Raw genomic sequence first — 20,640 nt, 5'->3', positions numbered from 1 at the left:
AATGCGGCAACCTGCCGTTATGCCACGCGGCCCACTTTCAGCCAGGCGCTGTCCGAGCCGGGTACGGAAGTGATGAAGCCCCACTTGGTCTGCCAGACATAGCCAAGATAAGACACCAGCGCCCCCTGGTTATAGGTGGTACCGGCAACGTAAGCCGGGGCGCTCATGATCGGTAAATTACCCGGACCAACGCCGGTATAACGCAGGCCGGTGCCCATATCCAGTTGACTGTCATCGTAGTCCGCCGCGTTGAAATAGCGGTCCAGCGACGCCAGCAGGTCACCGTTACGGTTATCCTGACCCAGGTGCCAGAACATCACGCCACCCAGTTGCTGCTGCTTGATGTACTTCGCCTTGTACTTGAAGCTTTCGACGTCGTCGTAGGTAACAAACAGGCCATTGGCCGCGTGATACAGGTACGGCGTTTTGGTCTTGTCGTTCCACAGGCGCTGATAGCCGTAGTTGCCCAAGAGCATTTGTTCCAGTTGGCGGTAGGAGGCGATGCGCGGATCCTTATCGCGGACACATTCTTCGCAACCGACCAGCCAGTAGTCGGTACCCGGGAACGGATCTTCCCCCGGGGTGCTGTGGCTGCTGTACTGGCCGCCGTTGCTGCTGCTGACGCCCTTGAACGCGCGACCGTAGAACGGCACGCCCATGACTATCTTGTTGCTCGGCACGCCTTCCAGCATCAGATGCTGTTGCACCGCCGCATCTACCGTCAGGCTGAACGGGCTGGGGAAGGCGCGGGTCAGTTCTTCCCAGCTCCAGCCCAGGTTGGCTTCACGCAGCGCGTTATAGAAGGTTGGCCCGGCGCTGTCGCCGAACAGTCCCGCCTGGTGGTTGGTGATTTTCTCCCACGGGCCGGCCAGATCGTAGGTCATCAGGTTGATGTAATCGAGTGAGGCGACGATCTGCGGCAGCTTGCTGTAGTAACGCGACAGGAAGAAAGCGCCGCCGGCCCCGGCAATGGTCAGTTGGTAAGGCAGCGCCTGACGACCGTCAGCCAGGGTTTGCTGGTTCAGCAGGGTGCGGATCTCCTGCAGCGCGGCGACAAAGCCGTCCACCTCGCTGCTTTGCGGATATTCCCAGTCAATGTCTACGCCGTCAAAACCGTAATCTTTCATGATGCGGACGCAGGATTGCGCGAATTTGGTACGTGCCGCCGGGGTTTTCACCGCGTTGACATAGTTGGCATGGGAAACGCCCAGGTCGTTGGAGTAATACCAGCCGCCGATGGAGAACATGATCCGCAGGCTGGGGTTGTGTGCCTTCAGCGCGGTTAACCGGCTGACCACGTCGCGCGCCTTGGCGTCGTTAGTCGCCGGGTCCCAGGCGCATTCCAGATTGCTGTTAATGTCGAGGAACGAGAAATTAATGTGGGTCAGCTGTTTGGCCTTGGCCGGGGTGATGTTGGACACCGGGAATGGCACGATTGAAGTATCAGACTCGGTATAGTTATTAATTTGGTTGGTCGGAATAAAATAATAACCAATAACGGCTTTACGTTCGGACATGGTATTTCTCCAGGGTTGAGGTTTGTTGTTATTGAGAGCCATTCTCTCGCCGCTATTAATGTTTATTTTTTCAATAAAGAGAAGTCGAAAAAAATCACAGTAAAGATGAATTTTTTATCGCTCGACGCCGTTATTTCCCACGGGTTGTTGTGCCATGGCTGAGCATGAATCAATTTTAACTTAGAGGCTGTATTTATTCATTTGCTTTGTTATAGCATCCTTAACTAGATTCTGAATGTACCGATATCCCACCGGCCGTGATTGGCAGTTAATTAAAATAAAATAGGAGTTCAGCTATGTCCAGTTTAGAGCCAGACGCTGTTGGCTTAATTATCCAGCGAGCATGTGAATATCTGCAGCCGGTGATGAATGCCATTTTGGCGGGCATCATGGCGTTATTGCACGGAGCTTACCGCAACGTAGGTATGCGGCGCCGATTATTAAATGCCGGCATGTGTGCATTATTGGCCTGGACGGTACGCGATGCATTAGCGCTGGCCGGGTTGGAATTAAAGTGGGCGAATCTTGCCAGCGTACTGATTGGCTTTCTTGGGGCCGATTATATCAGTGCATTAATTAAAAAAATCATAGGAAAAAAAACAGGGCTTAAAAATGATAAATGAAATTGAAGACATTCAGTTTACCGCCCGCAGTGAGGCGAATTTAATTGGCGTTCACCCGGATCTGGTACGGGTGATACGGCTGGCACTGCATTACTCGTTGGTGCCGTTTTCCATCACCGAGGGGCTGCGTACCATGGCGCGTCAGCGCGATCTGGTACGCGGTGGTCAAAGCCAGACGTTGAAAAGTCGGCATTTGACCGGTCACGCGGTGGATGTGGTGGCGATGCCGGCGGGCGTGGTGTCTTGGGAATGGGACTATTACGCGCAAATCGCGGTGGCGGTGCGCCGTGCGGCACGCGAATGTGCGGTTAACGTTGAGTGGGGGGGCGAATGGAAAACGCTGAAGGACGGGCCACACTTCCAGCTTTCCTTCAGGGATTACCCGGCATGAGCGGCTGGCTGAGCCGGTTGGCGCAGGGGGGATTGTTGCTGCTGCTGTTGGCAGCCATCTGCCTGGCCGCTTATAGCTCGCTGTTGTCGCATCGGCTGGATCTGATGCGACAGCAGGCGAGCGAACAGCAAAAGACCCTGGCGCAGCAGGCGGGGTTGATTGCCACGCTGCAAACCCAGGATGCCCAGAACCGGGCGCTGATGGCGGCTCAGCAGCAGCAGGAACAGCAGTTGCGCCAGCAAAGCGACGTTTACCAGAGGAAATACCGTGATGCGATTAAAAATGACGCCTGTGCTGGGCAGCCTATGCCTGGCGCTGTTATTGAGCTCTTGCGCCCAACCCCCGCAGACGGCAGCGCCGGTGGTGCTGTTGCCCCCTGAGTCGGTGTTTACTCCGTGCGAGCAGCCGCAGCTGCTGGGTAACTCCTGGGGCGATGCGCTGAGTTACACGCTGGCACTACAAACCTCGTTACAAATTTGCGCAGGCCGGGTGGCGACGCTCAATGCCTGGCGAGCCCAACTGCCGTCGCACTGACGGTATTCAGACTACTGATGATGCCCGATATTAGGGAGAGCGTGCCGAAGGGGTCGTAGCAGCCTTGGCTGCCGGAGCGCCCCTCGGTGCGCTAGGCCCGGGTATCTCGAGCTAAAAAACAACTTTGTTATCAAACTCACTATCAGTCGCACTGACGGAGTGTTTTTCTTTTCCCTCCTGTGGTACTTCTTTTTTTACTTTTAAAAAACTATTTCGATCAAGGTTATGGCCCGCTTCAAAGTTTGTGACGTTTCTCTCACTATACTGGTCTAGCCTTAAAGGTTTACAAGTCTTACCTCAACATAAAAGCAAAAAGCATAGGAACCCATAATGGACGAACAGCTCAAACAGAGTGCGCTTGATTTTCACCAGTATCCGACCCCAGGGAAGATCCAGGTATCTCCAACCAAACCGCTGGCAACGCAACGCGATCTGGCGCTGGCCTACTCGCCGGGCGTTGCAGCCCCTTGTCTGGAAATTGCTGCCGATCCTCTCGCGGCCTACAAATACACCGCACGCGGCAACCTGGTGGCGGTGATTTCCAACGGTACGGCGGTGCTGGGGCTGGGCAATATCGGTGCCTTGGCCGGTAAGCCGGTAATGGAAGGGAAAGGCGTCCTGTTCAAGAAATTTTCCGGTATCGACGTGTTTGATATCGAAGTGGATGAGCTAAACCCTGACAAGCTGATCGACATCATCGCCGCGCTGGAGCCCACCTTTGGCGGTATCAACCTGGAAGACATCAAAGCGCCGGAGTGTTTCTACATCGAGCAGAAACTGCGTGAGCGCATGAAAATCCCGGTATTCCATGACGATCAGCACGGTACCGCCATTATCACCACCGCCGCAGTGCTGAACGGCCTGCGGGTAGTGAAAAAGAATATTTCCGACGTGCGACTGGTGGTTTCCGGTGCCGGCGCGGCGTCGATCGCCTGTTTGAACCTGCTGGTGGCGCTGGGGTTGCGCCAGCAGAACATTACCGTCTGCGACTCCAAAGGGGTGATCTACAAAGGTCGCGACGCCAACATGGAACAGACCAAAGCGGCCTACGCCATTGAAGACAACGGCCAGCGGACGCTGGGGGATGCTATCCCGGATGCCGATATCTTCCTCGGCTGTTCCGGTCCGGGCGTGTTGACCCAGGATATGGTGAAAACCATGGCCAGGGATCCGTTGATCATGGCGCTGGCCAACCCGGAACCGGAGATCTTGCCGCCGCTGGCGAAAGCCGTGCGTCCGGATGCCATTATCTGTACCGGCCGTTCCGACTACCCGAACCAGGTCAACAACGTCTTGTGCTTCCCGTTCATCTTCCGCGGTGCGCTCGACGTGGGCGCGACCACCATCAACGAAGAAATGAAGCTGGCCTGCGTGCATGCGATTGCCGATCTGGCACTGGCAGAACAGAGCGACGTGGTGGCTTCGGCCTATGGCGATCAGGACCTGTCATTTGGCCCCGAATACATCATTCCCAAGCCTTTCGATCCGCGCCTGATTGTTAAAATCGCCCCGGCGGTTGCCAAGGCGGCGATGGAGTCCGGCGTGGCGACACGTCCGATCGAAGACTTTGACGCCTACGTCGAAAAACTGTCCGAGTTCGTCTACAAAACCAACCTGTTCATGAAGCCGATCTTCTCCCAGGCGAAGAAAGAAATGAAGCGCGTGGTGATGGCGGAAGGGGAAGAGGAAAGGGTACTGCATGCGACTCAGGAACTGGTGTCGCAGGGGCTGGCCTATCCAATCCTGGTCGGTCGTCCGAGCGTGATTGAAATGCGGCTGCAAAAACTCGGCCTGCAACTGACGCCGGGTAAAGACTTTGAAGTGGTGAACAACGAGTCCGACCCACGCTTTAACGAATACTGGGGCGAGTATTACCAGATCATGAAGCGTCGTGGCGTATCTCAGGAACAGGCGCGCCGTGCGGTAATTGGTAACCCAACGCTGATCGCTGCCATCATGCTGCATCGCGGCGAGGCGGATGCGATGATCTGCGGCACCATCGGCAGCTATCACGAGCATTACGACGTGGTCGAGAAAGTGTTTGGTTTCCGCGAAGGGGCGCACGTTGCCGGGGCGATGAATGCGCTGCTGCTGCCAAGCGGCAACACCTTTATTGCCGACACCTATGTCAATGACGATCCGACGCCGGAGCAACTGGCAGAAATCACCCTGATGGCGGCGGAAACCGTGCGCCGTTTCGGGATTGAACCCAAGGTGGCGCTGCTGTCTCATTCCAGCTTTGGCTCTTCCGATAACCCGGCGGCCTGCAAGATGCGTAAAACGCTGGAGCTGGTGAACAAGATGGCACCGGAGCTGGAGATTGACGGTGAGATGCACGGTGACGCCGCGCTGGTGGAAAGCATCCGTAACGATCTGATGCCGGATAGCCCGCTGAAAGGGGCGGCCAACGTGCTGATCATGCCGAATATGGAAGCGGCGCGTATCAGCTACAACCTGCTGCGCGTATCTTCTTCCGAAGGCGTTACCGTGGGGCCGGTGCTGATGGGGGTATCGAAACCGGTACACATCCTGACGCCAATTGCCTCGGTACGCCGCATCGTCAATATGGTCGCGCTGGCCGTGGTGGAAGCGCAGACCACGCCGTTATAAGCCTTGAGTGACTATAAGCCTTAAGTGACTACAAGCCTCCAGCGTTTCGGCGCCGGAGGCTTTTTTTATTTTATGCCCTGCAGCGTGTGGCGATCTGGTGGATATCCTGCGGTGTCGTGCGGCAGCAACCGCCAATCAGCCGGGCGCCGATGCGTTGCCATTCGCCAATTTGATCAATCAGGCTGCCGTGTGCCCCCCCACAGGCATGCCAGGTTTTACTTACCGCGTCGTAGTGTTCACCCGAGTTCGGATAGACCAGCAGCGGCTTGTCAGCCAGCGCGGCAAATTGCTGCAGCGCCGGGGCCACATTTTCCAGCGCAATGCAGTTAATGCCAATCGCCAGCACCTGTGGATTGGCGTGCAGCGCTGCCATGACCTCGGTCAGCGGCGTCCCGTCGCTGAGGTGTTGACTGTCGCGCAGGGTGAAAGCGAACCAGGCACCCAGGGTTGGGAACTCTTCCAACAGCGTCAGCAACGCCTGCAGTTCGCTGAAGGATGGCAGAGTCTCGCAGGCCAGTAAATCCACCCCGGCTTCGGCCAGTGCGCTGATGCGCGGGCGGTGGAAGGCGATCATCTCTTCCTGCGGCAGCGAGTAATCACCGCGATATTCAGACCCATCGGCCAGATAAGCGCCATAGGGGCCTACCGAGCCGGCAATCAGCAGCGGTGCGGCCTGCGGGTGTTGTGCCAGATAATCGCTGCGCGCCTGCTGCGCCAACTGCACGCTTTTGGCGATCAGCGCCAGTGACTGCGCTTGATCCAAACCACGGCGCAGAAAGCCTTGTGGCGTGGCCTGATAGCTGGCGGTGATGGCGCACTGCGCTCCGGCGTTGAAATAGTCGAGATGCACCTGATAAATCAGCTCAGGGTTTTCAATCAGCACTTTTGCCGACCACAGCGGATCGCTCAGATCGCAGCCGCGGGCTTCCAGTTCGGTGGCCAGTGCGCCGTCTAAAATCAGCGTAGGGTGGGCGCTCAAGAGTGTGGCGACAGGGTTGTTAACCGACATGATTCTCTCCCAGAGAGGTTTTTTGCCCGGCACGGCGGGTCAGGTAATAGGCGATGTAGCACAGGGCGACAAAGGGCAGCCCGCAGTAAAGCGCGATGCGCTGCTCCGGATCGAACGCCAGCCCGATGCAGGCCAGCAGGCACAGGGTGAAACCAACGATCGGCGTTAGCGGGTAACCCGGCGCGCGGTATTTAAGACCGGAAATGGGCTGGCCGCTGCGGACATAATGACGGCGGAAAGCGAAGTGCGAGGCACAGATGCTCAACCAGACCACCACCACCGCAAAACCGGAAATTGCCGACAGCGCCACGAACACCGTGTCCGGGGCGATCACGCTGGTCAGCAATGCCAGTACGCCGCCGAGCATGCTGAAGGTCAGCGCGTTGATCGGGATACCGCGTTTATTCACGCGGGAGAAATAGGCCGGCAGGGTGCGCTGGTTGGCCAGCGACCACAGCATGCGCCCCGACGCGTACAGGCCCGAATTGGCTGCCGACAGGATGGCGGTCAGGATCACGAAATTAAAGATATCGGCGGCATAGGGCACCCCGATGCGTTCAAACACCAGCACAAACGGGCTTTTGACAATCCCGGCCTGATCCATCGGGATCAACGCCGCCAGAATAAACACCGTCCCGATAAAGAACAGCATCAGGCGGATCACCGTGGTACGTATCGCCCAGGGCACCACCTTTTCCGGGTTCTCGGTTTCACCGGCGGCAATGCCGATAAGCTCGGTGCCGGAGAATGCGAAATTCACGGCCACCATGGTCATCAGGATCGGCAAGGTGCCGTTTGGCAGCCAGCCGGAGGCGGTCAGGTTATGCAGGAAGGGCGCTGGCGTGCCGTCTTTCATCGGCAGCAGGCCGAACATGGCCGCACCGCCGAGGATGATAAACGCCAGAATGGTAACGACCTTGATCAGCGAGAACCAGAATTCGCTCTCAGCAAAGAAGCGGGTCGTGACCACGTTAAGCAGGAAAATCGCCGCACAGAAGATCAAACACCACAGCCACACCGGTGATTGCGGGAACCAATACTGCATGCAGAAACCGGCGGCGGTCAGGCTCGATCCCAGTGCTACCGTCCAGGTCAGCCAGTACAGCCAGGCGACGGTGTAACCGGTGGCCGGGCCAAGATAGCGAGAAGCGTAGACGTGGAAGGCGCCGGTTTCCGGCATCGCCACCGACAGTTCACCCAGGCACAGCATCACCAGATAGACCACCAATGCGCCGATCAGATAGGCCAGCAGGGTGCCGAGAGCACCGGTAGTGGAAATGATATAGCCGGTGTTGAAGAACAGCCCGGTACCAATCACGCCGCCCAGCGACAGCATCACCAGATGTCGGGCCTTCATGGTGCGTTTGAACTGCCCTTCGGCGGGAACGGCTGAGTGCATAATATTCTATCCGTATAGACGTCTAAATAGCTAAATGGCTATCAGTTATACCCGCAATACTTCATGAAATCAATGTGTGAGCGGAAACCATAAAGCAAAAACCGTTATCAGCGTCTCACGACAGGTTGCTTTCTATATGCAAATGATAATTATTATCTATAATGTCGCCACTTTTATTACAAGGGCAGCATGATGAGATTTTTGATTTTATTGGCCGCGCTGGCACTGGGCGCCTGTAGTCAGGCACCGGTTTCCTCGCCGAAAAACAGCCTTGATAACCTGGGGAAAATTACCGACTTGCGCAGCGGCGAAAGTTTGTCACCCGAGCAACTGCTGACCCGATTGGCCGCTCAGCCACGGGTTATCGTCGGAGAAAAGCATGACAACCCATACCACCACCAGATTGAACTGTGGCTGGTGGAAAACTTACCGCAGCAGCGGCCGCAGGGCAGCGTACTGATGGAGATGATTAACCCGAATCAGCAGGCCAAAGTGAGTCAGGTGAAACAGTGGCTGCAGGGTAATCCGAGAGTGCGTGATGAGCGCGTGGCGGAGTTGATTGACTGGCAACCAGGCTGGAAATGGCCGCTGTACGGGGATTTGACGATGGCGGCGATGCGCGCACCGTACCCGCTGTGGTCGGCCAACCTGGATCGCGATGAAATCATGGCGTTTTATCAGCAGCCGGTTTTCCCGCAGGGCCAACTGTCAGTGCGTCCTGCGGTGCAGAAGGCGCTGGAAGAAACTATCCGCACTTCGCACGGTGGGAAAATTGAGCCTCAACAACTGCATGCCATGCTGGCGATCCAGCAGCAACGCGATCGACGTATGGCCGAACGGTTAATGGCCGCGCCGACGCCGACGCTGCTGATTGCCGGCGGTTATCATGCTTCCAAATCGGTGGGGGTGCCGCTACACGTGCAGGATCTGCAGCCGACAGCCGTGCCAACCGTGTTGATGCTGGTTGAGCCTGGTGTACAGGTCGATAAGCAGGTGGCGGATTACCTGTGGGTTACCCCAGCGGTTAACCCTGAGGGTAAATGATTAGGTTAAGACGGTGAAAAGAACTGTTAATACAAATTACAAATGATTATCATTAGCAAATGAGATCTAAAATCATTCGTAATTAAGTAATCTAATATCCCTATGCCGAGTCCGTCTTTATCTTATCCGCTCGCCTCCATGCCACAGCCGCGCTGGGCGCGCGGATTTTTATGTGCGATAGCGGCACATGTGGCGCTGGTACTGCTGTTTTATTGGCCACCCCAGCCGCTGCCGCCAATGCCGTTAGCGCCACCGGCGGTGATGATGAGTTGGGCGGCACAGATTGAAGCACCGGAAAGTCCCAAGCCGCTGCCGTTGGGTGTGCAACAGGCCGAGTCTTCTGCGGCACAACCGGCCGAGCCGCAGGATCAACCCGATTTGCCCAAGTTGGCGCGGGCCGAAAAGACCAAAATCAGCGTGGCTGAGAAAAAGCGAACCGAACACCAGCCACCGCAGAAAGCCCAGCCGAAGCCGGAACAGCAGCTGAAAGAGATCAGGCACGCCGCTGCATCCAGCGCTGCCGCACCGAAAGCCTTGAACATAGCCCGGCAGACGGCCGCACCGCTGAACAGCGATTCCGCAAGCAGCGAACAGGTCAGGCTGTCGTGGGAAAGCCGGGTAAAGGGAATGCTAAACCGCATCAAGCGTTATCCGTCAGATGCGCAGCGCCGCCGCCGTACCGGCATGCCGCAGGTGTCTTTTTCCGTGGATGAACAGGGACGGGTTTTCGATCTGACCTTGCATGCTCCGTCGGGCACCGCCTCGCTGGATCGTGAGGCGCTGGCCGTGGTCATGCGGGCGCAGCCACTGCCGCCACCGCCGGTCGAAATGCTGCGGCAGGGCAAGGTTCAGGTAACGATGCCCATCGATTTTAATCTGGCGGCGCTGGACGCCAGCCAATAATTTATTTCGTGAGCCGCGTTCTTTTGTTTACCCAAACAAAAGGGAGCTGCTGATGCCAAACTATCGTGAGGGACCATGAAACAAACACTTCTGTCGGGCCGCCAGCGTTGGCGTTCGGCCACCTATGCCGTGATTTCATTAAGCTTATTGGGCCAGGCCGCCTGGGCGCAGCCGTTGGCGCCCAGCGCCGAGATTATCCCGCACCCATTAACCGCCCAGGGGGAAACCCGGGTGGATGATTATTATTGGCTGCGTGACGACAGCCGGCAAAATAAAAAGGTGCTGAATTATCTGACGGCGGAAAACCGTTATACCGAGCAGATGATGCAGCCGTATAAAAAACTGCGCGATAGCCTGTATCAGGAAATGCTGGGCCGCATCAGCCCGGAAGATCGCTCGGTGCCCTACCAACTTAATGGGTATCGCTATCAGGAAAGTTACGCGGCGGGCAAAGATTTTGCCCTGTATCAGCGACAAGCCCTGACTGCCGATGCGCCGTGGCAAACCTTGCTGGACGCCAATCAGCGTGCGGCGGGGCAGGATTATTATCGTCTGGGCGGGATGGCGATCAGCCAGGATAACCAGCAGATGGCGGTTGCTGAAGATCTGCAGGGGCGCAGGCAGTACCGGATTTCGCTGCGTGAAATCGATAGCGGAAAATGGGCGCCGGAAGTGATTGAAAACACCTCCGGTGACATGGCGTGGGCCAATGACGGCAAGACGCTATTTTATATTCGCAACCACCCGCAGACCCTGTTGCCATATCAGGTTTATCGCCATCAGTCCGGCACGCCGGTTGCGGACGACAAACTTGTCTATCAGGAAAATGATGGCGGGTTCTATTTGAGCCTGGGTCGTTCTTCTTCGCGTGACTACGTCATTATTACCATCAGCGGCAATACCACTTCCGAGGCACGGCTGATTGACGCTAATCAGCCTCTGAGCACGCCGGTGTTGTTTGCCGCGCGCAAGAACGGCCACGAGTATTATGTAGACCACTATCGCGGTGAGTTCTATCTGCGATCCAACCACCAAAGCCCGCATTTTGGTCTGTATCACACCGCGGCAGTCGGCAAGCCATGGCAGGCGCTACTGGCACCACAGGAAAAGCGCGAGGTGGAAGACTTCACGGTGTTCCGCGACTGGCTGGTAGTGAAGGAACGTGCTGATGGCCTGGTACAGCTACGGCAAATCAGTTGGGACGGTAAAACCCAGCGCAGTATTCCGTTCGACGACGCCAGTTATATGGCCTGGCTGGGCTATAACCCGGATCCGGACAACCAGCAGCTGCGCTATGGCTATTCGGCGATGACAACCCCGACCCGCACATACCAATGGGATCTCAACAAAGGCGAGCGCACCCTGCTGAAACAGCAGGTAGTGAAGGGAGTGGATCCCAGCCAGTACCACAGCGAGCGGGTGTGGATTAACGCGCGTGACGGTGTGAAGGTGCCGGTCTCGCTGGTCTACAACAAAGCCATGTTCAAACCGGGGCACAGCCCGCTGCTGGTGTACGGTTATGGTGCCTATGGCATGAGTATGGATCCGGCCTTTAGCGCCAACCGCATTAGTTTGCTGGATCGCGGTTTCGTTTATGCGCTAATCCACGTGCGCGGTGGCGGTGAGCTGGGGCAGAACTGGTACCAACAGGGCAAGTTGACTCATAAGCCAAACACCTTCAGTGACTTTATCGACGCCACCCAGGCATTAATCCAACAGGGTTATGGTCAGCCGGGCCGTATTTACGCCATGGGGGGCAGTGCCGGCGGGCTGCTGATGGGGGCAGTGATTAATCAGGCACCGCAGTTGTATAACGCGGTGGTGGCGCAGGTGCCTTTTGTTGATGTGCTGACCACCATGCTGGACGACAGCATTCCGCTGACGGTCGGTGAATACGAAGAGTGGGGCAATCCGAATCAGCCGCAGGCCTATGCGTTGATGAAGTCCTATAGCCCGTATGACAACCTGGCTAAACAGGCCTATCCGAACCTGCTGGTCACCAGCGGCCTGTATGATTCCCAGGTGCAATATTGGGAACCGGCCAAATGGGTAGCCAAACTGCGTCGTTTTAAACAGGGTGATTCAGTGTTGCTGCTGGCGACCGATATGACGGCCGGCCACGGCGGAAAATCGGGCCGCCTGACGCGGCTGGAAAATAACGCGCTGGAATACAGTTTTATTATGGCGATGGATCAGAAAACACAGAAATAACCACTATCACCGTCGGGTAATAAGCCCGGCGGTTTATTAAAACTATAAAAAATAAATTTACCGTCGATTTCGGCGGGCTTTTTGCTGGGCATTGTCGGCCATAAAATCTTTTTGGCAATTTCTGGGGATATATGAAAATCAAATTAATAGTAAGCCTGATCGGCGCGGGAATAGCGCTGAGCGGGGCGGCGACGGCTGCGCAGAATGGGGCAGAAGAGGGAAAGGGCAAGGTCGTTTTCAGCCCGTTGAATGTTTCGGCGGCAGATAGCAGTACCAGCAGCAGTGAAAAAGAAGCGTTGGAAAAGCCCGGCGCTTTCAGCTCGCGCGGGGAAAATAAAAATCTGGAGTCGGTGGACAGCATTCTGCGCAGTATGCCTGGCACTTATACCCAGATCGACCCCGGCCAGGGTTCGGTCAGCGTCAATATTCGTGGCATGAGCGGTTTTGGCCGCGTTAATACCATGGTTGATGGCATTACCCAGAACTATTATGGCAGTTCACCCAGTGACGCGGCGCATGGCGGTTTGCCAACCAGCCAGTTTGGTGCGCTGATCGATCCTAACTTTATCGTCGGCGTTGATGTGGCACGCGGTAATGCGACGGGATCCGCCGGTGTCAATGCGCTGGCAGGCAGCGCCAACTTCCGCACCATTGGCGTGGATGACGTAGTGTTTTCGGATAATCCTTTTGGCGTGCGCACCAAGTTTTCTGTAGGCAATAACGGTATTGGCCGCAGCGGTATGATCGCCGTGGGTGGGAAAACCGGCGCATTCGGCGAAGGCGGTAGCCTGGGAGCCATGGCGGCTATCAGCGGCAGTTCGATCACCTCTAATTATAAGAACGGTTCCGGGTTTGACAGTGAAGAGTTTAATGTCGATAAAACTTATCGCCAGAATCCAAAATCTCAGTTATTTAAAGTGGATATTAAACCCGACGCTTTTAATAGTATTGAACTGTCGGCCAGAACTTATCAAAACAAGATCACCCGTCGCCATATCGACAGTAATGACTTCTATATTAAATATCATTACGCCCCGTTTTCAGAGCTGATTGATTTTAATCTGACTGCCAGTACCAGCCGGGGTGAGCAGAAGTTTATGTCCGATAATATGGCGGGATTTAGCGACAGCACCGCAAAAAATATCTCGGACGCGCTGGACGTCAATAACACCAGCCGTTTCAGCCTGCAGGAGGTCGACTTTGCCTTTAGCTATGGCGGCAAGCTGATCCGCAACGAATACAAGAAGCGCGCCTCCGGGCTGGTGACAGATGAGGGCCAGGCGGAAAGTTCGCCGGTGGGAATTGCTGGAAAACAAAATATAGCCAGCCTTTACAGTGGGCTGCAGCTTAATTACGGCATCTGGCAGGGTAATTTTGACCTGAACTACAGTGCCTATGATATCTCCGGCTATAAACCGGCCTGTGATGAACGCGTGGCCTGCTTCCCGCAGGGGGCCAGCAACATCAATTTGAAAGAGCACGGCTTTAACCCGGCGGTGATGTTGTCCGCACAGGTAACACCGTGGTTGCAGCCGTTCGTCAGCTACAACAAATCGATGCGTGGGCCGAATATTCAGGAAGTGTTCTTCGCCAACAGCGGCGGGCAGTCGATGAACCCGTTCCTTAAGGGGGAAACGGCAGAAACCTATCAGGCGGGTTTTAACGCCAATGCTCATGACCTGCTGTTTAAACAGGACAGCTTCCAGCTGAAGGCGGTGTATTTTGAGTCGAAAATCAAAAATTACATTTCCAGCCAGAGCTACATGGTGTGCAGTAATCGCCAAAAATGTAATCGTGCCCAGACTAGTCAGGAGGAATGGGATAACGCCGATGTGAATGTCGCCATGACCATGTACAGCAACTCATACGAGCCAGTCAGGTCGCGTGGGGTGGAAGTGGAGGCGATGTACGACGCCGGTTTTGCCTACACCAAACTGTCCCTGAGCAAGGAACACACCAGCCAGCCGACCAATCAGGCCAGCAATGTGTTCGGTGCCGGTGACATTAGCGAGCTGCCGGAATTGTACTTCACGCTGGATACGGGTGTGCGTTTGCTGGATGAGAAATTGACGCTGGGCGGGCTGGTGAAATACACCGGCAAGGCTGTGCGCCTTTCACCTGATTCTAACGTCGATGAGAATGAGCAGTTGCTGAAAGAGCCTGCGCCGCATATCCCGACCGTTATCGATCTTTACAGCACCTATCAGTTCAACCGCAATCTGCTGTTAAAATTCAGCGTGCAGAACCTGATGGACAAAGACTATTCCGATGCGTTGAACAAGATGAACGCCATGCCATCGCAATCAAGAGACTTCTCACCGACCAACACCGCCCGCGGCCGAACTTATATCTTCGGCGGCGAGGTGCGTTTCTAAACGGAATGCGGGCGCAATTACTGCGCCCGTTTTGCCTGCTGCAACCACTTGTCCAGCTCATTGGCGAACTGCTGGCGATCGCGCTGGTTCAGCGTATTCGGGCCGCCGGTCTGGATGCCGCTGGAGCGCAGGGTGTCCATAAAGTCACGCATGTTCAGGCGCTCACGAATGGTGTCCGGGGTGTAACGTTCACCGCGTGGGTTCAGCGCCACTGCCCCTTTTTCTATCACTTCCGCTGCCAGCGGGATATCGGCGGTGATCACCAAATCGCCTTTCTCACAGCGGCGCACGATTTCGTTATCCGCCACGTCAAAACCGGCCGCCACCTGCAGGGTGTGGATGTGCTTTGACGGCGGCGTTCTCAGCGGCTGGTTCGCTACCAGCGTCACCGACATTGCGGTGCGCTCCGCCGCCCGAAACAGCACTTCTTTAATTACGTTGGGACAGGCGTCCGCATCAACCCAAATCTGCATCATTCCGGCTCCTTCAACCAATCGCGTACCGGCAGGAAATCACGGTACAGCGCCGCTTCCGGGCTGTCTTCCGCCGGTTGATAATTGTATTCCCAACGCACCAGCGGCGGCATCGACATCAGGATGGATTCGGTGCGGCCACCGGTTTGCAGGCCGAACAGCGTGCCCCGGTCCCAGACCAAATTGAATTCTACGTAGCGGCCTCGACGATACAGTTGGAACTGGCGCTCGTGATCGCTCCAGCTCAGCGTTTTGCGTTTCTCTACGATCGGCAGATAGGCCTCGAGGAAGCCTTCGCCCACCGCCTGGGTAAACGCGAAACAGGTGGCGAAGTCCGGGGTGTTCAGGTCATCAAAGAACAGGCCGCCGATGCCGCGTGCTTCGTTACGGTGTTTGATAAAGAAATAGTCGTCGCACCACTTTTTGTATTTGGGATAGACCTGCTCACCGAAGGGCGCACACAGTCGTTCGGCGGTGCGGTGCCAGTGAACGGCATCTTCTTCAAAGCCATAAAACGGCGTCAGGTCAAAGCCGCCGCCAAACCACCACACCGGCTCTTCGCCCGGCTTTTCCGCAATGAAAAAGCGCACGTTGGCGTGGCTGGTCGGAATGTAAGGGCTACGCGGATGGATCACCAGCGACACGCCCATCGCCTGGAAACTGCGTCCGGCCAGTTCGGGGCGATGCGCGGTAGCGGAAGCGGGCAGGGTAGCGCCGGAGACGTGTGAGAAGTTGACGCCCGCCTGTTCGAACACCGCACCCTCGGTCAACACCCGGCTGCGGCCACCGCCGCCTTCTTCACGCGTCCAGCGGTCTTCGTTGAAAACGGCGCTGCCGTCGGCCTGGGCCAACTGCGTGCAGATGCGGTCTTGCAGCGCCAGCAGGAAGGATTTTACTTCTGCGATGGTCGATAAACTCATACGGGATAATTCACAGCGTCTGACTGAACAAGGCGCAGAGTATACCTTTATTCACCGCGGCTGGCAGTATCAGCCGGGTTTTCGTTGGTGTGAATCGTAATAGCTGAAGAAACTGATCACCCCGTCGGCAATGGCGCGGGCGATTTTCTCGCGGAATGCGGTGGTGCCCAGCAGACGCTCTTCTGCCGGGTTGGTAATGAACGAGGTTTCGACCAGCACCGACGGGATAGACGGGGATTTCAGCACCGCAAATGCCGCCTGTTCCGTACTGTTGCTGTGCAGGTGGTGAACCGGCCGGATTTGGCCGAGCACGTGGCGGCCGAGCGTCAGGCTGTTGTTGATGGTATCGGTCTGCACCAGATCAAACAGCACCTGTTGCAGATAGTTGTCCTGGTTTTTGTACTTGCCACCGGCCACATCATCGGCGGCGTTTTCACGGTTGGACAGGTAACGCGCCATGGCGCTGCTGGCCCCGCGATTGGACAGGGCAAACACCGAAGCGCCTGAGGCTTCCGGGCTGGTAAAACCGTCGGCGTGAATCGAGATAAACAGATCGGCCTGATGCTGGTGGGCAATCTCCACCCGTTGGAACAGCGGGATAAATTCGTCTTCTTCCCGTGTCAGACGGACTTCGACGTGTTCCTGCTCGTGCAGGATGCGGCGGACGTGGTTGGCAATATCCAACACGACGTGCTTTTCCTGTGAGCCTTCGCTGCCAACCGCGCCGGAGTCGATACCGCCATGGCCAGGGTCGATCATCACCAGCCTTTTGCTGCCGGAGGGTTTAGGCGCTGGTTTAGCGGTCGGTTTGGGATGTTGGTTGCGCAGCATGCCACCAGACTCGGCTTCGGCGCTTTGGCTTTTGCTGCCGAGCAGCACCAACGCCAGGCCGGAGAGCAGTAATTGACGTCGCGTGGGGGAAACGGAGAGCGGCTTAAAATTGAGGAATTGTTTAACCTGCTTTTTCATAACGCTACGCTCCGTCGACAAATTCTATTTTGCGACGTTATATCGTATTGATAATCATTAATCGACCTGATAACTATGTCCATTTATTACGCGGGTAACCGATCATTTCTGGATAATTGCTGGGGTAAATCGCAGTTTGATATTGCGTAAGTGAATAATCACGCGATAATCAGATAAACATCTTAATTAACAGCGGCGAACATCGATGGAAATTCGCGTATTTCGGCAAGACGACTTTGAAGAAGTCATTACCCTGTGGGAGCGCTGCGATCTGCTGCGACCGTGGAACGATCCTGAGATGGATATCGAGCGCAAACTGAATCACGATCCGGGCCTGTTTCTGGTCGCTGAAGTGGGCGGAGAAGTCGTAGGGTCGGTGATGGGCGGTTACGATGGCCATCGCGGTTCGGCGTATTACCTGGGGGTACACCCGGATTATCGCGGGCGCGGTATTGCCAATGCGTTAATTAACCGTCTGGAGAAGAAGCTGATCGCGCGTGGGTGTCCGAAGATCCAGCTGGTGGTACGTGAAGACAACGACACGGTGATCGAGATGTACGAAAAACTCGGTTACGAGATCCAGAACGTGACCAACCTGGGTAAACGCTTGATCGAAGATCAGGAATATTGAGTCGTCATTCGGGCGGTGAAGTTTCACCGCCCGTTGCTGCGTGTTAAGGCAGTTTTTTGATGTTCTTCACATCCACTTCCACACTGCTCCAGTCTTTATCCACTTTCCCTTCCAACTGCACTTTATCTTTCGGGGTGATGGTCTGGCCGTTCCAGCGTTTTCTGTCGATCTCAACCGTCAGGGTGCCGCTGGCGTCACGGAAGGTATAGGTGTCGTCGCCGACGCGCTGCTCGATGTTGCCCTGCAGCATCACCCAGGTGTCATCGCTCATCGACTTCACCTTGTCTACCGTGGTCAGCGCCGCGCTTGGGCCGGAGAAGCCGCCCTGTTGGGTATTTTGCGTTTGTGTCTGCGGCGCGGCAGGGTCGATAAACCCGCCTTGCTGTGCCAGAACCGGTGCGCTGCACAGCGCGATTAATGCGGCCAGGGTATATTTTTTCATCTTAAGCTTCCTTATCTCAATCGCGAATTAAAGCCCTGCCAATCAGGACTGCTGGTTTGATGGGGTTAAGTAAAGCATGAAAATCTTAAGGGGTTCTTAAGCGAGTACATTGAAAACAATAAATCTGGCTCCCATTTGAAGGAGTAATAATAATGAAATTGGCAAGGAATCGACGTTGAAGCCACTCCCACACCGTTTTTCCCCCGACGATTACGATCATCATGGCGCGCTGCGTTTGCCGCTGTGGTTTTGGGGCGTGCTGGTTTTACAGGCCCGGACCTGGATTTTGTTCGTGATGGCCGGTGCTTCGCGCCAGCAGGGTGAAGGGCTGCTGCAGCTGTTTTACCCTGATACCCAAAGGTTCTGGTACGGCATCATGCTGGGGTTGCCGGCGGCGTTGGCATTTCTGTTGGCTCCACGGCGTCACCAATGGCCACGATTGTGGCGCGCCTGGCGTTGGGTGCTTTGTCTCTCGCTACTGGCGGCACTGGGCGGTTCGCTGTTCAGCCTGTGGCAGCAGGCCGACAATCAGCCACCGCTGGATGCTGTCCTGATACTGCTTGATGCGCTGGCCCTGGCCTATCTGTTGCTGAACCAGCGGCTGAAAGCCTGCTTTACCGTACAGAACGAAGCGGGGTAATTGCCGCCTGCGGCGGCACTTTTCCTATTTTCTGCACTCCAAGCTCGCAACCGATGGCGAAGCGTGGGCAGTTGTGAGAGGCTGGCACGCAGCAAAACGCCGGGCCCATGCCTTTGATGTTAAGGAGCTAGAGATGAATATTCGCCCATTATTGTTAGGGCTCCCGCTGTTACTGACCGGCTGTTCGACGATGTCGAACTTCTCCTGGTCGAGCCTGTCGCCGCTTAACTGGTTTGGCAGCAGCCTTGAGGTCAGCGCCAAGGGCGTTGGCGATTTGAACGCCGGCACCCCGATGTCGGAAAGCGCCATCAACGACGGGTTGAAAGGCGATTACCGCCTGCGCGGCGGCATGGCCACCAGCCAGGGCCAGATAGTTTCTTACTATCAGGCGATGGACGGCAATGACGTGAAACTGGTGATCACCGGTGAACCCAAGGGCCACGTGCAGCGTGTGGACGTGATGGACAGCAAGGTGGCGACCGAGTGGGGCAGCAAACTTGGCACGCCGTTCAGCGACCTGTACAGCAAGGCGTTCGGTGCCTGTAAACCGGCCGATGGCGACGATGCCGGCAAGGTGGAGTGTGTGGCGGAGCAGAGCAAGTACGTGACTTACATTTTCAACGGCAAGTGGGCTGGCCCGCAGGACATCATCCCACCGGATGACACGTTGAAAAGCTGGACGGTCAGCAAGATCATCTGGCACGCCAAACCTCAGTAAACCCTTCTTTTTGGGGCGTCCGATCTGCGGCGCCCCAGCTTCCTTCATCTTGACGGATATCCTTATTTTCTTTGCGTTCGGGCAAGGCAATTACCCCTGCTTGCGGTATGATGCTGCGCATTCGTAACAGGCTACTGTTACCCGATTCTGCTATTGAGGATAACGACAATGACACAGGTTCAGAGCGGCATTTTGCTGGAACACTGCCGTTTCGCCATTTTTATGGAAGCCACGGTACAGGGCGAATTTGCCGAACTTCGTCAGGGCTGCAAGCAGTTTTGCCAGACGTTGACCGAGCTGCAACAGCAGTTCCCCGATGCGCATTTGGGCGCGGTGGTTGCCTTTGGCTATGACGTTTGGCATGACCTGTCCAGCGGTCAGGGTGCCAAAGAGCTGAAGCCATTCACTCCGCTCGGCAAAGGGCTGGCACCGGCCACCCAGCGCGACCTGCTGATCCATATTCAATCCCTGCGTCATGATGTTAACTTCACGCTGGCCCAGGCCGCGCTGGCGGCGTTCGGCAATGCCATCAAAATTGAAGAAGAAACCCACGGTTTCCGCTGGGTGGAAGAGCGTGACCTGAGCGGCTTTATCGACGGCACGGAAAACCCGCAGGGCGACCAACGTCCGGAAGTGGCGGTGATTGCCGAAGGCGAAGAAGACGCAGGCGGCAGCTATGTGCTGGTGCAGCGTTACGAACACAACCTGCGTCAGTGGCAGCGTTTCACCACTGAACAGCAGGAGCAGATTATCGGCCGTACCAAACATGACAGTGAAGAACTGCCGCCAGAGCAACGCCCGGACACCTCGCACGTCAGCCGCGTTGATCTGAAAGAAGACGGCAAGGGGCTGAAGATCCTGCGCCAAAGCCTGCCTTATGGCACCGCCAGCGGCAAGCACGGGCTGTATTTCATCGCCTACTGCGCACGCCTGCATAACATCGAAAAGCAACTGCTGAGCATGTTTGGCGATCTGGACGGCAAACGCGACGCGATGCTGCGTTTCAGCCGTGCGGTGACCGGCAGTTATTACTTTGCGCCATCACTGACGCGCCTGCTGTCGCTGTAATACCTCTACCGGGGCAGGCTACGTCGGCTCCGGTTTTACTTCCCCCCTCTGGCATGCCGCTCCGCTCCTGCCTTATAGCGTTTGATGCTTGAAAATCACTAAACGGTATATAAAAGCGTTACAGCTCCGCACCTAGTTATAAATACACTGGTCAACATCAGGG

21 protein-coding genes are annotated in these 20,640 nt (G+C 56.1%); 14 read left to right on the top strand and 7 right to left on the bottom strand.

Features of this window, described 5'->3' with window-relative positions; genetic code table 11:
* Positions 1-17: 17 nt before the first annotated feature.
* The gene (locus tag SERS4_RS0118570) at positions 18-1,517 is read right to left on the bottom strand and encodes a glycosyl hydrolase family 18 protein (RefSeq protein WP_017893601.1); all 1,500 of its coding nucleotides are present in this window, start codon (positions 1,515-1,517) and stop codon (positions 18-20) included.
* Positions 1,518-1,813: 296 nt separating this feature from the next.
* On the opposite strand from SERS4_RS0118570, the gene SERS4_RS0118565 reads away from it, so the two are divergent.
* From SERS4_RS0118565 to maeB, 5 genes are all read left to right on the top strand, one after another.
* On the top strand, positions 1,814-2,140 hold the full coding sequence (locus tag SERS4_RS0118565; protein ID WP_012146187.1) for a phage holin, lambda family: 327 nt from the start codon (positions 1,814-1,816) through the stop codon (positions 2,138-2,140).
* Positions 2,130-2,531: a M15 family metallopeptidase gene (locus SERS4_RS0118560; protein WP_017893600.1), complete on the top strand. Its 402-nt coding sequence runs from the start codon at positions 2,130-2,132 to the stop codon at positions 2,529-2,531. Before SERS4_RS0118565 ends, SERS4_RS0118560 begins: the two co-directional genes overlap by 11 nt.
* Entirely contained in the window at positions 2,528-2,911 is a 384-nt protein-coding gene (locus SERS4_RS0118555) for a DUF2570 family protein (protein ID WP_017893599.1), read from the top strand. Before SERS4_RS0118560 ends, SERS4_RS0118555 begins: the two co-directional genes overlap by 4 nt.
* The gene (locus SERS4_RS27070) at positions 2,892-3,065 is read left to right on the top strand and encodes a hypothetical protein (protein ID WP_017893598.1); all 174 of its coding nucleotides are present in this window, start codon (positions 2,892-2,894) and stop codon (positions 3,063-3,065) included. The genes SERS4_RS0118555 and SERS4_RS27070 overlap by 20 nt, the downstream gene beginning before the upstream one ends.
* Before the next feature lie 330 nt (positions 3,066-3,395).
* Positions 3,396-5,675 (top strand): NADP-dependent oxaloacetate-decarboxylating malate dehydrogenase, encoded by a 2,280-nt coding sequence (gene maeB / locus SERS4_RS0118545; RefSeq protein WP_012146184.1) that lies wholly within the window; start codon positions 3,396-3,398, stop codon positions 5,673-5,675.
* 70 nt (positions 5,676-5,745) lie between these two features.
* Here the strand turns inward: maeB and mmuM are convergent, their stop codons facing one another.
* Together mmuM and mmuP are read right to left on the bottom strand one after the other, a co-directional pair.
* A complete protein-coding gene (mmuM, locus tag SERS4_RS0118540) occupies positions 5,746-6,684 on the bottom strand; it encodes a homocysteine S-methyltransferase (RefSeq protein WP_017893597.1) in 939 nt (312 codons plus the stop codon).
* Positions 6,674-8,083: an S-methylmethionine permease gene (mmuP, locus tag SERS4_RS0118535; protein WP_017893596.1), complete on the bottom strand. Its 1,410-nt coding sequence runs from the start codon at positions 8,081-8,083 to the stop codon at positions 6,674-6,676. Before mmuP ends, mmuM begins: the two co-directional genes overlap by 11 nt.
* Before the next feature lie 192 nt (positions 8,084-8,275).
* Between mmuP and SERS4_RS0118530 the strand changes: the two genes are divergently transcribed.
* The 5 genes from SERS4_RS0118530 (at position 8,276) to SERS4_RS0118515 (ending at position 14,616) form a co-directional block, all read left to right on the top strand.
* Positions 8,276-9,127 carry a ChaN family lipoprotein gene (locus SERS4_RS0118530; RefSeq protein WP_017893595.1) on the top strand — a complete coding sequence of 284 codons (852 nt, stop codon included), beginning with the start codon at positions 8,276-8,278 and terminating at the stop codon, positions 9,125-9,127.
* Positions 9,128-9,316: 189 nt separating this feature from the next.
* Positions 9,317-10,030: a TonB family protein gene (locus SERS4_RS0118525; RefSeq protein WP_253275392.1), complete on the top strand. Its 714-nt coding sequence runs from the start codon at positions 9,317-9,319 to the stop codon at positions 10,028-10,030.
* A gap of 75 nt (positions 10,031-10,105) precedes the next feature.
* Positions 10,106-12,241, top strand: a complete 2,136-nt coding sequence (locus SERS4_RS0118520; RefSeq protein ID WP_017893593.1) for a S9 family peptidase — start codon at positions 10,106-10,108, stop codon at positions 12,239-12,241.
* A gap of 195 nt (positions 12,242-12,436) precedes the next feature.
* Complete coding sequence (locus SERS4_RS27460; RefSeq protein WP_371257926.1) at positions 12,437-12,490, top strand: hypothetical protein; 54 nt, start codon at positions 12,437-12,439, stop codon at positions 12,488-12,490.
* Positions 12,487-14,616 carry a TonB-dependent receptor domain-containing protein gene (locus tag SERS4_RS0118515; RefSeq protein WP_371257925.1) on the top strand — a complete coding sequence of 710 codons (2,130 nt, stop codon included), beginning with the start codon at positions 12,487-12,489 and terminating at the stop codon, positions 14,614-14,616. The genes SERS4_RS27460 and SERS4_RS0118515 overlap by 4 nt, the downstream gene beginning before the upstream one ends.
* Before the next feature lie 17 nt (positions 14,617-14,633).
* On the opposite strand, the gene SERS4_RS0118510 is transcribed toward SERS4_RS0118515, so the two are convergent.
* From SERS4_RS0118510 to amiA, 3 genes are all read right to left on the bottom strand, one after another.
* Complete coding sequence (locus SERS4_RS0118510) at positions 14,634-15,089, bottom strand: YaiI/YqxD family protein (RefSeq protein WP_004947732.1); 456 nt, start codon at positions 15,087-15,089, stop codon at positions 14,634-14,636.
* The gene (gene hemF / locus SERS4_RS0118505) at positions 15,089-16,009 is read right to left on the bottom strand and encodes an oxygen-dependent coproporphyrinogen oxidase (RefSeq protein WP_017893591.1); all 921 of its coding nucleotides are present in this window, start codon (positions 16,007-16,009) and stop codon (positions 15,089-15,091) included. Before hemF ends, SERS4_RS0118510 begins: the two co-directional genes overlap by 1 nt.
* A gap of 69 nt (positions 16,010-16,078) precedes the next feature.
* Positions 16,079-16,978, bottom strand: a complete 900-nt coding sequence (gene amiA / locus SERS4_RS0118500; protein ID WP_017893590.1) for an N-acetylmuramoyl-L-alanine amidase AmiA — start codon at positions 16,976-16,978, stop codon at positions 16,079-16,081.
* Between the two features lie 205 nt (positions 16,979-17,183).
* Between amiA and SERS4_RS0118495 the strand changes: the two genes are divergently transcribed.
* Positions 17,184-17,609: a GNAT family acetyltransferase gene (locus SERS4_RS0118495; RefSeq protein ID WP_012146174.1), complete on the top strand. Its 426-nt coding sequence runs from the start codon at positions 17,184-17,186 to the stop codon at positions 17,607-17,609.
* Between the two features lie 43 nt (positions 17,610-17,652).
* On the opposite strand, the gene SERS4_RS0118490 is transcribed toward SERS4_RS0118495, so the two are convergent.
* Positions 17,653-18,051: a YgiW/YdeI family stress tolerance OB fold protein gene (locus SERS4_RS0118490; RefSeq protein ID WP_017893589.1), complete on the bottom strand. Its 399-nt coding sequence runs from the start codon at positions 18,049-18,051 to the stop codon at positions 17,653-17,655.
* A 175-nt stretch (positions 18,052-18,226) separates the two neighbouring features.
* On the opposite strand from SERS4_RS0118490, the gene SERS4_RS0118485 reads away from it, so the two are divergent.
* The 3 genes from SERS4_RS0118485 to SERS4_RS0118475 all read left to right on the top strand — a co-directional run bounded on the left by SERS4_RS0118485 (position 18,227) and on the right by SERS4_RS0118475 (position 20,477).
* Positions 18,227-18,691 (top strand): DUF2919 domain-containing protein, encoded by a 465-nt coding sequence (locus SERS4_RS0118485; protein WP_012146172.1) that lies wholly within the window; start codon positions 18,227-18,229, stop codon positions 18,689-18,691.
* Between the two features lie 133 nt (positions 18,692-18,824).
* Entirely contained in the window at positions 18,825-19,409 is a 585-nt protein-coding gene (locus SERS4_RS0118480; protein WP_012146171.1) for an RpoE-regulated lipoprotein, read from the top strand.
* 168 nt (positions 19,410-19,577) lie between these two features.
* A complete protein-coding gene (locus tag SERS4_RS0118475) occupies positions 19,578-20,477 on the top strand; it encodes a Dyp-type peroxidase (RefSeq protein WP_012146170.1) in 900 nt (299 codons plus the stop codon).
* The last annotated feature ends 163 nt before the right edge of the window (positions 20,478-20,640 follow it).

Origin of the sequence: Serratia sp. S4, from assembly GCF_000347995.1 — a bacterium.
GTDB lineage: Bacteria > Pseudomonadota > Gammaproteobacteria > Enterobacterales > Enterobacteriaceae > Serratia > Serratia quinivorans.
The sequence above is the reverse complement of the archived record's forward strand: the minus strand, read 5'-3'. Positions and strand labels throughout refer to the sequence as shown.